The organism is Brevibacillus sp. FSL K6-2834 (genome assembly GCF_038592925.1).
In the GTDB taxonomy this organism is placed as follows: Bacteria; Bacillota; Bacilli; order Brevibacillales; family Brevibacillaceae; genus Brevibacillus; species Brevibacillus borstelensis.
In genome coordinates, this window is sequence record NZ_CP151945.1 from 3,339,886 (window position 1) to 3,354,818 (window position 14,933).

At 45.5% G+C, this 14,933-nt stretch carries 13 protein-coding genes; all 13 read right to left on the bottom strand.

Features of this window, described 5'->3' with window-relative positions; genetic code table 11:
• Positions 1-6: 6 nt before the first annotated feature.
• Entirely contained in the window at positions 7-435 is a 429-nt protein-coding gene (locus NST96_RS16530; protein WP_342404227.1) for a hypothetical protein, read from the bottom strand.
• 10 nt (positions 436-445) lie between these two features.
• Complete coding sequence (locus NST96_RS16535) at positions 446-2,554, bottom strand: peptidoglycan DD-metalloendopeptidase family protein (protein WP_342404228.1); 2,109 nt, start codon at positions 2,552-2,554, stop codon at positions 446-448.
• Positions 2,551-5,049: a hypothetical protein gene (locus NST96_RS16540; RefSeq protein WP_342404229.1), complete on the bottom strand. Its 2,499-nt coding sequence runs from the start codon at positions 5,047-5,049 to the stop codon at positions 2,551-2,553. Before NST96_RS16540 ends, NST96_RS16535 begins: the two co-directional genes overlap by 4 nt.
• Before the next feature lie 34 nt (positions 5,050-5,083).
• A complete protein-coding gene (locus tag NST96_RS16545) occupies positions 5,084-6,952 on the bottom strand; it encodes a hypothetical protein (protein ID WP_342404230.1) in 1,869 nt (622 codons plus the stop codon).
• Positions 6,945-7,583: a hypothetical protein gene (locus NST96_RS16550; RefSeq protein ID WP_342404231.1), complete on the bottom strand. Its 639-nt coding sequence runs from the start codon at positions 7,581-7,583 to the stop codon at positions 6,945-6,947. Before NST96_RS16550 ends, NST96_RS16545 begins: the two co-directional genes overlap by 8 nt.
• Before the next feature lie 290 nt (positions 7,584-7,873).
• Positions 7,874-8,260, bottom strand: a complete 387-nt coding sequence (locus NST96_RS16555; RefSeq protein ID WP_342404232.1) for a hypothetical protein — start codon at positions 8,258-8,260, stop codon at positions 7,874-7,876.
• A gap of 152 nt (positions 8,261-8,412) precedes the next feature.
• A complete protein-coding gene (locus tag NST96_RS16560; RefSeq protein ID WP_342404233.1) occupies positions 8,413-9,000 on the bottom strand; it encodes a metal-dependent hydrolase in 588 nt (195 codons plus the stop codon).
• Positions 9,001-9,226: 226 nt separating this feature from the next.
• Positions 9,227-9,487 (bottom strand): hypothetical protein, encoded by a 261-nt coding sequence (locus NST96_RS16565; protein ID WP_342404234.1) that lies wholly within the window; start codon positions 9,485-9,487, stop codon positions 9,227-9,229.
• A gap of 161 nt (positions 9,488-9,648) precedes the next feature.
• A complete protein-coding gene (locus tag NST96_RS16570; RefSeq protein WP_342404235.1) occupies positions 9,649-10,083 on the bottom strand; it encodes a reverse transcriptase-like protein in 435 nt (144 codons plus the stop codon).
• A gap of 21 nt (positions 10,084-10,104) precedes the next feature.
• Complete coding sequence (locus tag NST96_RS16575; RefSeq protein ID WP_342404236.1) at positions 10,105-12,204, bottom strand: DUF5348 domain-containing protein; 2,100 nt, start codon at positions 12,202-12,204, stop codon at positions 10,105-10,107.
• Positions 12,205-12,519: 315 nt separating this feature from the next.
• Entirely contained in the window at positions 12,520-12,756 is a 237-nt protein-coding gene (locus NST96_RS16580; protein WP_342404237.1) for a hypothetical protein, read from the bottom strand.
• A 77-nt stretch (positions 12,757-12,833) separates the two neighbouring features.
• Positions 12,834-13,403, bottom strand: a complete 570-nt coding sequence (locus NST96_RS16585; RefSeq protein WP_342404238.1) for a hypothetical protein — start codon at positions 13,401-13,403, stop codon at positions 12,834-12,836.
• 5 nt (positions 13,404-13,408) lie between these two features.
• Positions 13,409-14,299: a hypothetical protein gene (locus tag NST96_RS16590; protein WP_342404239.1), complete on the bottom strand. Its 891-nt coding sequence runs from the start codon at positions 14,297-14,299 to the stop codon at positions 13,409-13,411.
• Positions 14,300-14,933 lie beyond the last annotated feature (634 nt).

A 14,933-nucleotide genomic window follows, 5' to 3' on the forward strand; every position in this document is an offset into this window, starting at 1 on the left:
ATCACCTCATTGGAGGAATTCAATGAACTTGCGTATTAATGGAACGGCATGTATCGTCAAAAACAAGCCGAGTCCAACAAAGCCAACAAATGACCAGATCCATGCCAGGATTTTTTTCAGTCCCATAAAAAACAGCAGCACCGATCCCAAAATGAGAAACGGTCCCGCCATCAAAAGGAACTTCACTGATAATTTCACAGATAGTTCTGTTAGCCATAATCGAATGACTTCCGTTTTTTTCTCCAACCAGTCCAGAAACGCATCGTTTTCTAAAGAGGACGACTCCTTAATGATGAATGTTCCTTTTTGATTTTCCTCTAATCCAGATAAGATGCGATTGGCCAAGTCGTTTTGTGATTGCTGCTCTTGCTCGGCATAAGCAACTGAACTAAGCAACAACCAAACAATCATGAGACACCATCCCCACTTTTTCATACGATCCCACCTATTGTTTGATGATCCAGACCCTACGTTTTTGTCTTCCAAACTGCAAAGCATCTTCTAACTCGGGCATGTAGATATCGATCCGATTTCCTTTGATGTCACTACCCGCATCTTCGACCACGTAATAGGGCTCCAATCCCTCAATCTTTACAATGCTACCGGCGGGAATAACCGTCCAATCGGCTGCGATTGTATGATCACGACGTACAGGTTTTCCGGAAGCCGTGATCCCATAACCAGGATCTCCTGGCTCCTTCCGGGTCGATTCCTTCCCAGCTGTATAAGCAGTGATCTCAAATTCACCAAAATACTCCATCCTTTCTGTATCCGGATTGGAAATCTCGCCCCCTTCGAATTCGGGTTGTTCTCCGTAAACATCCAGCAGACCGTCTGCCTTCATGAAGTCGATCCACTTGAGTGGGTCCCGACGTTTTCCTCCAATAGTGACATCCATGTGAAGGTGAGCGCCAGTACTTCGCCCCGTGCTGCCAACATACCCAATCACTTCCCCCTGCCGCACTCTCTGCCTAGGAGATACCACGAACTTACTTAAGTGCAGATACCGCACAACAATGTCCTGTGTCCGATTATTTTCATGGACTTGTGTATCCAGTTTTAACGCTACGTAATTTCCGGCAGAGTCCGAGTTTTTCGCAATCTGCACGAGCCCTGAGTTAATCGCCAGGACTGGAACCTGTTCAGGAACTCCCCAGTCAACCCCATCGTGGAATTCTCGCTTGCCAAATAGTTCTCGGTAACAAAAACAGCTGGTAATCGGCCATGTACTGCCATCCCAAAATGTATTCCCCTCCACTTCAAAGTTTGGTGGCTGAATTTGAAAGTCCGGGTCGAGAATGTATATGGGAATGGATTGATAATAAACCGTAAATGCACTACTCAGGGAAGCTTGTGCCTTGACCAACTTCTCCTCGTCTGTATCTTCTCCCCCCATGAAGAGATAAACGACTTCCTCTTTCTTGGTTCGATTGGTGATATCGTCTAACCAGGAAGTGAGGAGATCATAGGACAAGAAAAGATACTGGGCCACCTCATCGACAAAACGATCTGTTAGGATGTCATCATTGATGTTATCTGAGAATTCCTCCACAACGGCGTAACCGTACCTCGGAATATACACTTTCATACCGAGTTGAAGACCGTAAGGGTTATCTTTGGCAACCGCTATCGTTCCAAACCGTGTTTCACTTCCTCTTCGGGGCAGTGTGCCAAGTGGTGTCCTGCCATTATGAATCCGCCACGAATTGTCGTACACTTGAACTTTTACATTCATGTATTCGATATACTCCTTTGGCGTTCGCTCCGGCAGGAGAGCATACAAGTCGATTTCTCCCCACTCATTTCTGGGGGCAGAACCAATCGGCGAACGGGCAATCACTTGTTGCATTTCCGGTGGCAGCAGGTACTTCACGCGAGGATCTTTCAAGTCCCGATCAAACCCATAGGCTTGAAAAATTACGATGTCAACATTCTGGTTATCTTCCAAGCCATAGTGTCGAAGTGCCTGTTTCAGCTTTTCATACGTGAAGTCCGTGTCTACGCGGGCCAACACCTCACGACATTTTTGAGTGCCGTCCGGCTGCTTTTCGTAAACGGTTTGGTAATGATACTGATAGGTCCCGATGTAGGTATGAGCAAAATCAAGAAGAGTTTTGCCATCACAAGCGATTCGGAAGCGAAACTCCGGCTTGACCAGCTCGTAGGTTTGGTTCAGATACTTTTCCATTTGGGATAGATCGTCGAAGTTGTAGGCTAGTTTGTCGATAGCAGCCAGAATGCCCCATGAAAGTTGATGATCATGCTGGAAGACCTGGTCAATTTCCTCTTCTGTCAATCCTTCTTTCCATGTAGCTGCTTTCTGCTCATACGCCGCTTTGATTTCCAGACCGATTTTCGGATCAAAATCATCTCTTCCGGTAAAGTTCAGCATTCCCCCCGTGAGATTGAACATCGAGTCTAGGGTTAACATCACGAGAAGCACAATAAAAAGCAGTGGTATCATGCTCACAATGAGAGAGAACACCATCCGTTTGACATAACGAAAAAGAAGGCGGGCCATGAGCGCGCCCACCTTTTTCAACCGTTCCATCATTCTTTACGGAATCTCCTTTGGAGTTCCAATCCCTCTTCACCTTTTCTGAAACTGCTGATAATCAAGTGTGCCTCCCCCTTGTTCTTTACTGTGCTTGCTGGAACCCCCAATTTTTCTAGTGTGTACGCTTGTTTTTCGGTAACCGGATTAGCGAACCATGCGGGTTCAACGTTCACAGACGTTTGTCGATAGGGATGCCGAAATGCCTCCCCCGATGAATTTTGGAGTGAACTTTTCCCTTGAGATACGGGCCGGAGAGCTGTTTGCTGCGGCGCTGGCGTAAATACCGGTTCAATGCGGTACTTCCTCACAGGAACGGATGGACCAGAAGAAGGTAAAGGAATCACCTTCCCGGTAACTTTTTCAAGATGCATTTTCTGCCCCTCCGCGTTCATCCTTCCAGCCAACGCTTGTTGATAGTTTTCCGCTGCTCCTTGATAGGTTCGTTCCAACTCCTCGTATCGAGCACCTGCATGAGATTCTGCTCGCTGTACTCTCTGTGCAGCCTGATTCACCTGATAGCCTGCTTCCCAATATTGAGCAAGGGAAGAACCAGGGCGATAACCTGCTTTCATGATTGATTGAACATCTTCGCTCCGATAAACGGGATTTACAGCCCGTTTCGTTTGCTGTAACTGCTTGTAGGCTTGTTCCACCTGCTGGCGGGCCATGTTCTTTTTCGGTGTATTTGTTTTGATGGCTTGGTAATCTGCCAACGCCCTTTCGTACGTTTGCTTGGCATCCTGAACCGTCTGGTTGGCATGAATCAGCTGCGGCCGTGAACGATGATACGCCCCTTCATGCTGCTGCAACAGGTTTCTTGCTTTTACGCGTTCTTCCGGCTCCATTTGTTGATACAAAGCATCAAGGTTACGTTTGGCTTGCATGTGATCCTGCTTCGCTGCAAAAACCGGGCTAATCTGGCTGTCAACCTGACGGAGAGCAAATGCTGCTTCCTCTTCACGCTGACGGGCTTCTGCCCACTTTTGTGGTAATTCCATCATCTGCTGGTAGGCTGCTGCCTTTTGGCGATGATAATCACGATCCAAAAACGGAAGACGAGATGCTACGCTGTGGAGACCTTTTCGTACTTCCGGTGACGACGCTGCCGCGGTGATTTGGTTGGCTGCATATCCGGACAGTCTGGTACCCACTTTCGTTCCCGCTAACATACCGGGCGCACCGGCCAATGCCATTCCCGCTAATCCTCCAAAAGCGCCTGCACTAAACTGGAATCCACGCCGCAGGGTATTTCCAATGGACTGCCTTAGACTTTCACCGGGTTGAGCCAAGCCGCTTTGTTGATAAGCGTCACGCATCCCGTGAAAGCTTTGCATGGCTAACTTCCCTGTGTTCATGACACCCGCAATTCCAAGACCCGAAAGAGTCAGATAGGCCATCTTCCGCATCCAACCTGCTCCCTCTTGAGCAAATCCACCACCTTGAAATACTTCCCGCACAAAAGCGCCAGCTGGAATAATCGCAAGCAATAATACTACTGAATAGGCAATCTTCTCCACATCAGGGGCATCCTGCATGAGATTGAAGGCAAAACAGTAGAGCAAGGCATGAACCGGCTGCGTGAACAGGTTGGTCAGCATTTCCCGATTCCACAATCCAAACAGGTGACGCTTGGAGGGAAAATTTTGCAGCATCGCAATGATCGGGAACAGCACCAATAACCCCATGATGACAATCTTCTGCATGAAGTAAATAAAAAAGATCATCCCGTGCTGAGCCAGAGAGATCAATTTCAGCAATGCTTCCGTCAACTTGTCCTCAATGCTGTAATTCAATAACCCCTGCACGACAATTTCCGGATCGACCAAATTGGCGAACAGGGCGACAAATAGCATGGCAATATCGGAATAGATCCCCACAAGAAAGGGGATAAACAGGATTGCCAACGCTGAAAGAACCATGGTGGAGATAATGCTTCGGGCAGTAATGCGATCCTGAACACCGCTCGGAAACATCAGGTAATTTGCCTGATACCCTACGATAATGACAGCTCCTGCCCAAAAGATTCCCATCATGTAGTAGTAGATGTACTTAATGATCTGCCATGTACTTTCATTAAAGCGATAGTAGGCAAAACGGTCTTTGTCCTTAAATCGCACCTCTTCCGTACCGTCTTCGCTCTTCACAATTTCAAAGTTAAAGATTTGCCGCTCCGGCGGTGGAATCAAGAGTTCGAGCCATGCGGCTACCTTCTGAACCACGAAACCTACACTACTCCCCAGGAAGTTGGCGTCATTAAAGGCAATATCATACGCTGAAACACCAATACCGGTGAGGATCGCTCCCCATTTTGCCTTGTCATAAACCTTCTTCGCTTTTTCCCCCACTTTCGTTGCCTTATCTGAAATTTTTCCAAACCAACCGTCTTTGAAAAGATTTCCGATCCAGCTCCCTACAGCTCCACCTTTACCGGCATCTGCTTTATACACACCAAATGTCGTCAGGCCAACACCGGTAAGCATGACAATGGCCACAGTAAGGATTACGACTCGTCTCCACAATGTTTGCTCACCCCCCATGCTCTGGGAAGAAAATCTCCTGTTCCCAGGGAGAGAACTGCGTCACCACACGCACACTGTATTTTGGCTGCTTGATGATCGCGTGGTGAGCTAATCCCATTCCCAAAAATTCCAGTTCCCCTTCGGTTAGTTTGAACAGCTCGGCACATCTCTGCAGATCGCCTTCGTGTTGAGCAAAGATAATTTTCGTGTCGCTGTTCTGAATAACTGCCCTGCCGTGCTCATTCTCATAAAACTTTTGGAAGTTCTGAGTTGCCGCAATCGGCCCTCCCTTTCTCTTGCGGAACCGCCGGAAATAGGTTTCCAACGCCTTGGCCGAATACAGGTTTTTGAACAGTTCCTGGCACTCGTCCGCATCAACGCGGAACAAAGAGCCATCATCCAAATCGCGCTTTTTCAAAAAGCGGTTCTCCAGATAAGAAAGAACCACAATGTTGGCAATCGGTAATAATTCCGAATTGTGAAGATCCCTCAAACCAAATCCTGCACAAGGTGCCTTTCCAAGTTCCACATTGGTTTGACAATCAAAAATCCCAAGGGTTCCCTTATCCGTGAATCGTTCAAGGGTTAATACGGTACCTTGCAACTCGCTGATCCCTTCCGCCAGCAAACAAAACTCATGATAAAAGTTCCCAAATTGCGGCGGTTTCTTTTTTTGCTTTGTGACGAATTGGTTATTCTGAGGATCAAAATAAGCGTCATGATACAAACTGCGTGGATCTTCCGTAATCCCACACTTTTCATACGCCCTGCGCCACGCCCGATCCATATATGCTGCGATCACTTTATGATTCGCACTCTCCGTCAGACCCGCCATTGCAGCTGACAAGTTGACCATGTCTTCGACCTTCCCCTGCAGGTCTACAATGAAGCCGCGTTCCTTGTGGTGTTCTACTTCGATGTCTGCTGGGTTGAACCGTAAATCGGAGTAACGGCTGATCGGAAGATAGATACCTCCCAAGGTTTCAATGGTTTTTTTCAGGTCTCCTTCCTGATCGATCACCGCATGGTAAACGCCGAAAGGAACCTCTCCTGTAATGATCTTTTGAAGCATAGCGGTTTTTCCGGTACCCGAAACACCAATAAGGGAGATACCAAAATTGTTGACGTGCTGTTTATTGAAACCATCGAAAAGGACCGGAGAACCAACGTCGTAGTTTAATCCCAATATCGGGCCATCCTCATGCGGCCAATCCGAAACGGTAAAGGGATACAGGTTAGTTCCCGCAGCCAAATTCATCTCCTTCCACGCTTCTTTTCGCTTGATGGCCAGAGGACTGACCGCTTTGAACATCAGGTCATGCTCATGGTCAGCCGGCTTGAGGCAGTCCTTGGTCCCGCCGAACTTTGACATGAGGCGGTCTGCCTTTTTTTCTAGCTCTTCCTGGCTTGTGGCAGCCAGAATGATAAAGTTATCGAAGTAGATTATGCGATCTCGATTGTTATCAATATCAGACCGTAATTGCTGGAGCATGGCCAGTTCCTCTTGTTTGGACAGCACACCACGGCTGGACGCTTGATTGGCACGATCAATGAGTTTGGATTCGATTCCCTCAATACGGGTCGTTAGCCAGGACAAAATCCTGTCTTTGTCAACAGGGGCGATATATTGGATGAAATCAATATCCCCAGTGAAACTCACAAGTGGGTGCAGATATCCAAAGTCAATTTCAGACGGCCACCCGTCTACAAAAAACGATTGGATGTACCTCTCTCCTACCTGGATGTACGTAGCAGGTGAGAGATCAGCAGCGTTTGGAGCCAACACTTCAATAAAATCATCGATCGGACGATATTCATCATCCTTTTCCTTCTTGGCCGACCAGGTGAACTTGACTTTTGTTTTCAGGTTAAGCAAACGCGGGCACCCCTCTCACAAACAAGCTGTCAAACCCCTTTTCATAGAGATCAACACCCGAGATGTACTTGGACTGTTTTTTATTGCACCAAGCATGCAGAATGTCGTAAACTTCCGGTGTCTCCAGACGTTTGTACCGCCGTACAAACCGTTGGATACGCCCCAAAGACTCCTCGATACGATCACTGAGAAAGTCATTGGCTTTTTCAGGAGAGCGGGTTGGGTCATCTAAAGGAAACACAAGAAAGTTTCGGCGAACCGGCAGGTTTCTCGATGCCAGCAACTCCCGATTGAAGTGTTCTTGCTCCATCAAAAACGCCTCCGCTGTTGAACCGGAAGCGTTATACGTACGGACAAAATTGATTCGATTTTCCCTTTGTCTTTTCATCACTTCTTCCAGGTCAACCTGGCGACTTTGGATATACAAAGCAATCTCAATCTCCAATGTCCGTAAGAAATCCTGCCAACCCAAGTAGACATTCCGTAATTCTTTTTCCGAGCAATGCGTTAAGGGTATCGGGAAAATCTCCAAATACTTTCGGTAACGTCCGTTTGTAAGAACCGCAAGGCCATCCTGGACATCTTCCAGTTCCAGATACTCCGGCCAACTAATGCTCTTTCTGGAGTCCAATGTATCCTCTCCTTTCCCTTCGGGTCACTCTTTTCGGTCTCAACCGGAACAAAAACCGTCGCCACCACACGATCCATGGAGATTCCCCATTGATTTTTCGAAACATGAGATAGCCCCCTGCAATAGGAAACAAGGGGACAATCTCGTACAAACCAATGGAAACGGAGACAAGCAGCCCGGTAAATGAAACAATGCAAATGATCCATTGTGTGTTGGACAGAACGAAAAGCGGGATGTCATTTTTTATCCCTTTCGGTACTCGTGCACGCATGGTACTCACTCCGTCTTTGCTACACCTGCAGCATGTTGTAGATGACCTTGGCTAACGTAACCAGGCTTGCGATCAACAGCAATGCGATAATAATCCCGAAACCCCATGTTTTTGCGGTCTGTCTTGCGTTTTGACCCAAGGCGATGAAATTAAGAAAAAACCCTAGCAATGCACCAGAAATGACGGATGAAGCTAAAGATATCCCGATAACCCAGTTAAAAATTTTGTTGATCAGATGACTAAAATCATTTTCGGGATTTCCTTCGGTCAATCCAAATGGATCAAAATTTGGCTTGCTGTTTGCATTTGCATACGCCACTTGAGACTGAGTAATCGGGACAAACAGTGACGAGAACAAAATGGCAACAAGCATCAGGATCTTGACTGATTTGACAGTCCAGCTCATGCTAATTCACCTTTCCTTTTTAAGCAATTGGGAAAATGTCGAGGCTAGCTGCGCAAAATTCCTCCCTCCCTTCAAGCATGTATTGCTAAGCCTCTCACTAATAGAAAAAGCCCGGTACCGTTTGGATACCAGGCATTCAAAATGCAGCGCTCCTAACCAGGGAGATATGACTGAATAATAATCCACGCTGTGTAGACAGTGGCCCCCCGTTGGACAAGCAGCCGTTCAGCGGTTGAACCTGTTTGAAAAAGCGTTACTCCGAAGCGCCTTGAGCTCAACGGCGAAAACAGCGCGATCTTCTCAGATATAAAATCCAAGGCAAGATGGGAACCGTACCCAATCAGGGCCGGCATCCACAAGTTCGGTTGATACAACCATGCACATGCTACGACAACTCCGATCCCCACAAAGCCATGTGTAGGGCTTTCCCGGTTTTTTACAAGCACCAGTAAAAGCAGAAGAACCCCAATGGCCATAAATAACAGTTCGTGATTTTCCCATCCGTAATAAACCAGCATCCCTCCTACCACCAAGAAAGCAAAGGAACGGAGCCAAGAAGGAATGAAGGGCATCAATATCCCACCCATTCGACTTCTTGGCTCCGTTATATCAGGAAGTAACGATGTAAAAATGACCGTGCCCAGTCCCATTCCCCATAGCGGCAATTCATCCCATTGATGCGGTAGTACGTACGAGCAGTACGCAGCAACCGCAACAGTCATATGTGTGCGTCCTAGCATGGAAGGCTCTCCTTCAGGTTGAGTAACTGTTTATTGATGTCATCTAACTTTTCTCGTAGAATTGCCACTCGTTCGGGCGGGCATGTACGCAACTCTCGTTTCAACTTGGCTCGCTCCGAAAGCAATCGTTGCACATGGTTGTTGATTTCAAACAGAACTCCCATCCAATTTAATCCTCCTTTCACAAAACGTGCCCAAAACAAAAAGCCCTTTGCAACAGGGCCTCTTACTTCAAAGCTAGTAACCGACCAAATACGGTATCGAACATGTCAATTTTGGATTCTGCCGCTTTTCTTGCTTCCTCAAGTGATGTGAATTCCTTTCCGTCATCCAATGAACGATACTTTTTTGGAGATTCAATCTCAAAAACGTAAGTTTGGGTATCACGGCGAAATGTAACCTTTCCTCGATACCCCTTTTTCTTGAACGTCCACTCCACCGGCTGTAGATACGGAAAGTCACGTAAGGTAACGGGTATTAATTTCAACCACAAAACCCCCAATCATCATACAAAAATGGGTATTTTAAGCGACGAAAGGAATAAAAATATCGCTTTTCCAAGCGATTCAGAATGTGCGTATAATTCAAGCACTTTCATATTGTCAATACATAGCATAAATCATCATGGGAATGTTTTCAAGTACCAATTTACCAGAAACTTACCATGACAAATTGTTCCGCCTTATTTCCCCCTCCTACACGAGTAACAGAATTGAATGACATCCCCTGTTCCTCTTCCTGCTGCTCTCGATCCAACCGCTCAAACCGAAAATGTTGAAGATTTGCAAGCATGCTTCTTACCTTTACACAATAGTTGAACAGACGTGCTTTTTTGGCCTGCCATTGGCCACTTGCCTGTTTCATGACAAGGGAATTTGTACCGAGTAACTTTACCGCTGTAATGCCACGGGCGAGTATTTCTTCAAGCAACACCTGGAGCGCATGATAGTACGCCTCGTTCCGATCAAGCCCTTCAATACGCTCTTGAAATTGCCACACCCTTTCTCCTTCTGGAGAAATTAACCACGCAACAGCATACAAATTCTTCTTGTTTCGGGTAATGTCAAAGCAACCTGTATACATCTTGTCTGCACCATCCTTTTTTCATCCTTGCCGATATCGAACTCTCGCCATCGTACCTTGGAGACTGATCTTTGGCCGATCTACCGCGTAATAGTCTTCCCCATTATGTTCAATCCTGGTTCGTACCCAATATCCACCGTCCTCTTCTTCGTTCATCAATATTTCGATGGTCTCTCCGCAGGTGAAGTAATGATCCTCATTGATGGCATATCTGCCGCTGCTGTTTTTGTACAAACGTCCCTGAGCGGAAACCTTCTTGTTCAAATAGCTAAGATCATACAAAGCTGCTTCCAAGTGTTCTGTTGCTCTATACAAAAGATGGTATTCCAGTCGCTCATCAGCAGATAAAACGCTCGGCTCAATATTTTCGAGGTATCGATTCACCTGCTGAACAGTAACCGATAATGGCAGTTTCCCCAGTAAAACTTTCATGTGATTGATTTTGTCCATTGTTCTCATCCTCTCTTGTTTTTCAGTTTGAAGTTGCTCGGCAATATCCTTAAAAACATCCTTCGGCCTCAGCACTTCATATTCGAAACCCTTGCTTTGAAGTGTCTTCTTTGACAATTCAGCTCCTTGTTCGCCCGCCTCGTCATTATCACGGACAACGTATATCTTCACGTCTTTTCCAACAACCCGCTCTATCAGGCATGCTTGTTCTATTGATAGATGTGAAGCTTGTATGGCCGTAGCCGGTACCCGAAGCTCTTGACGCAATAAGATCGCATCAAATCCCCCCTCTACCAAATAGAGTGTCTTGCTGCGTTTTGCCTCTTCCATCACTTCATAAAGACCAAATAAAACAGCCCCTTTTTGAAAGAGGCTGTCGTCAGGCGTATTACGGTATCGTTTTTTTGAAGTGGGAACGATTGAGCGATACGTAAATCCAAGCACATCCCCCGTTACGGCGTCTCGGTTGGGGAATACGATGCTGTTGGTCTTCTGATCCCATCCAATGCCATACGTTCGGATGGTATTGGCATTCAAGCCCCTTTCTTTTAGATAGTTCTGAGCATCATCGGAGAGACAATGATCGGAAGCATACTTATGGGCCTGTTCCCGTCGTTGCATTTTGAGGAGACTATTTGAAACGATGGCCGTCTCCCGCTTGTGCAATGTTTGACCACGGGTTCTCCTGGACTTCCCCCAATCAATCCAAGCCCGATAAGCCTCCCCTGGTATTGCTAAAAGCACTCGGGTTTCGCCTTTGAACAATAGCTGTCTTACGTCCTTAAGCACCTTCCGTACCGCATCTCCAAAGCGCATTCCGTACATGTGTCGAACCATTTCCGCAGCATCGCCAGAAATGGAGCAGGCATGGCAGTACCAGATGCCTTTTTCCCTGTTGGCATACATACTTGGTTCGGTATCCCCATGTAGCGGGCACAAGCAAGGATGTTCACCCGATCGGTTTTCTCTTTGAACCGTAATCCCAAGATGACGAAGATATACCGGGAGGTCTATCCATTCTCGTATCCATGTTGCAGCAGCTCGTACTTGATCAGTGGAAACTCTCGTAGGCAAAATCAATACACTCGCGAGAGAGATCGCAGTGATTTCCCCCTTGTCACAATCAATTGGTTTTAGAGCCGTGGTCCCCGACTGCTGATTTACCAATGTTGCAGGATTCACACACGCGCGCGTAACCAACTGGGGTAATATATACTTTTTTTTATATACTCCATTAGCGGCTGCCGGTTCTTGGAATGCAACATTACCTGCTTTATCCATGCAATTGCAGCTGGGGACGAATGCAACATCGCTTTCCATTCCCATTGCAACATTGGGAACGACCTGTTTCGTTCTGGCGTCTCCTCTGCCCCCCACCTCCTGAACCCTATTTTTTTCTTTACGAACCGTCTTTAATGCAACATTACTGTCCCGCGCTTTTCTTGGGACGACTTTAACCTGGGTAGCATCCTGCCGCCACTCACCCACCTTTTCGATTTTGACCCCTTCACATGTCCGTTGTGTCTGGATCAGATTGGCAATTTCAAGTTTCCGTATATTCCTCCAAACGGTCGCTCTATGAACCGCGAGCACATCTGCAACATCATGAATACGAACAAGGGAATGGTTGACCAAATACACATAAAGTTGGTATAATTTGTTTGTGTTCATATTGAGATTCAAAAGGGACTAGCGGCATCTAGTCCCTTTTTCTTTCCTCCTTTCTTATAGTTTTTGTTGTTTTTTTCATACCACCTTCATCAAAAAACAGCCTCGACGAGTGCCAGTTTTCTGAGCCGTCGCTTTGCCTTCTGGCTGGCTTTGATTTTCACGAACTCAACGCTGCGGCCAGCTGGCCGGAATACCTTGATGATCTCGTCGGGGCGCCGGAGGTTGCTACTCATAGAAAACTTCACTGGTTTCTGGGTCGATGAATTGCCGCACTACACGTCACCCACCTCCATGAAAAAAGCACCGTGTGGGTGCTTATCTCGTCATTCTTTCACAAACCGACTTCATATGCTCAAGAGCTGCCTGCAAATCGTCTGTTTTAGTGTCTACCCAACCGTGTGTGTGTGAATGTGGACGAAGTGCTTCTTGCGCACTGCCAAGATAGTTTCCCTCCTTGTCTTTGGCTAGTTTAATTTCCCAATTCCAAATATATGTAGTATTTGGATGAGGTTGTTCAACAGCCTGGAATAAAAAAGATTTAATCTCATTCATCAAAAATCACCGCCAGCACATTATTTCGACATTGAATAGTGTATTTTTTCTCACTTACTTCAGTAGGGGACTTTGATTCACTTTTTATCGGGATTAAAATTTACATAATAATACAAGGTTTTCATATTCCTTATAGATATGAATATTGAATGTATTGCTAAACCGACCCAGATAACTGCTATACCCCAGGCCCATAATGGTACCCCCCATTCTTTAATACCTGATGGAATGAACGAAGCGAAATAATATAATATGATACTAAAGAATGCGACAAATAATTGGATAATCACGGCCCATGAGAAATAGATAGTTAATTGTTCAAACATATTTATTTTTGGATTTTCTTCACTTGGCTCATTTTTTAACTTTGCAATCGTATCACTTTGTACTGTAGAAATGATTGTAATACTCGCTACATTAAACCCCGCCAAAATCGATACGGCTGTTAATACTTGCCCACTTATTCCTTGGAACTTTTCGATAAATGTAGTAAAAAGAGATACGGTTTGTGTAGTAAATAAAACCATGAGTATTCCTAAAACGAAAGGAATAACCACATCCATGATTAATTCTGACTTAGTCGAACAGCCCCAGTAATTTTTAAATGTTACCCACGGAAATTTATTGGCATTAAAAAACGCCTTCATTAAGCTCATCTCCTTAGTGCTGCCCGTTTACCTGCCACATCTACCAGTGCTGTTTTTACGGATTCGATCATCGGTTGATTACTTCTATCAACTTCAATGCGCCTTTTGTACTTTTCTGATGACTCTTTAAGATTTATAGATTTTTCTGCTAGTCCTAATTTTCCTTTAACAACAATACTCGTAACACCTTTTTTGTCTTTATATTCATTTATAAAAGGAATTACATTTGACAACCCTTTTCGTGAATATTTCGCTCTGAAATCCAATTTTATGTGAGTTGCCTTCAATTTATCCACTTGTTTTTGCATCAACTTAACTGCTGAATTTTCATCAGATTCCTCCTTGGAGGTTATCTCAACAAATATGTTGTCAACGGAAGTTAAAGCCTTTATATTCTCGAAAAAATCATTGTCTACCAGTGTACATACATTTATTCCTGTCAAGTTATGAAGTACTAGGTCTGGCCTACCCAATCGCTCAAAGTATTCTTGTACCTTTCCTCGGTTCAACTGTATATGGCCTTGCAGAAGAAGTAATCCGTCTGTTTTTCTGATTAAAAAATAGGTGTACTGTTCCTCGCCTTCACGAATATTTTTGGGGTTCGGTCTTTTTTGTAAAGTATCAGCATGGACTAATGCTCCATTTGTGCCATACCCTGCCGATGAAAATCGACCGAAAATGACGTGCTCATCTACCTCTAAATAATCAAGGTACATCAACCAAGAATCTTTAAATTTCAAAGTTTTATCTGTTTCCTGGAGATGATATATTCTATTCAACATATCACCAAATATCTGGCCATCCCATTTGGTAGAATCGTATTGTACTTGTTTTCTCGTAGAAATGTAGTGCAAATCTATTTGAAAAGCACTAAAAGTCTTCTCTTTGATTGCCATAAGAAAAAACCTCCTTTTCTGTCATACTTCGACAAAAGGATGGATTTTCCTGTAACATTTTTACTATTTCCCCACTTGCTACGGCAGGGGAGTTCCGCCGTGAGCCAATCCTTATGCCTGCTGCGGTCACAGACTGTAGGAGATGGTACAGCTGGGTCTGCAAGCCTGAACCAGCAAATTTTGCCCCTTACTTGCCGGCAATGACACGTCCACTGCACTCTTGGGGAGGATCGGCATATCTAATAGCATGACAAAAAGATACAAGTAAATCAGTATCCTCCGTAGCGCCCGCCGCACCTAACACCCTTTTGGAGTGTGCATGCTCTTGTCGTCATGCGCGCATATAGGACTCCTGTTGCTCTGCCTGTTCGACTACAACACTCATCGCCCCTACGTCTCGTCCCGAGTACCGCCGTGTATAAGGGAGGACACACTATCTCCCAAGAGCAAAACTCTAAACTCAAGGGTACCGATCCGGCCAAATAAAAACGTCCAGCATTTTGTCCTCGTTTGTTTTCAAATTTCCCCTCGGGTTTTGTCCTACTTTTTGTCGGACTTTTTTCGAAAAATGATCCTGAGTGCCTCATTTTTATGTTGGGGTGTGGATCGAAGAGACATGAAAGTTTTATGCCTT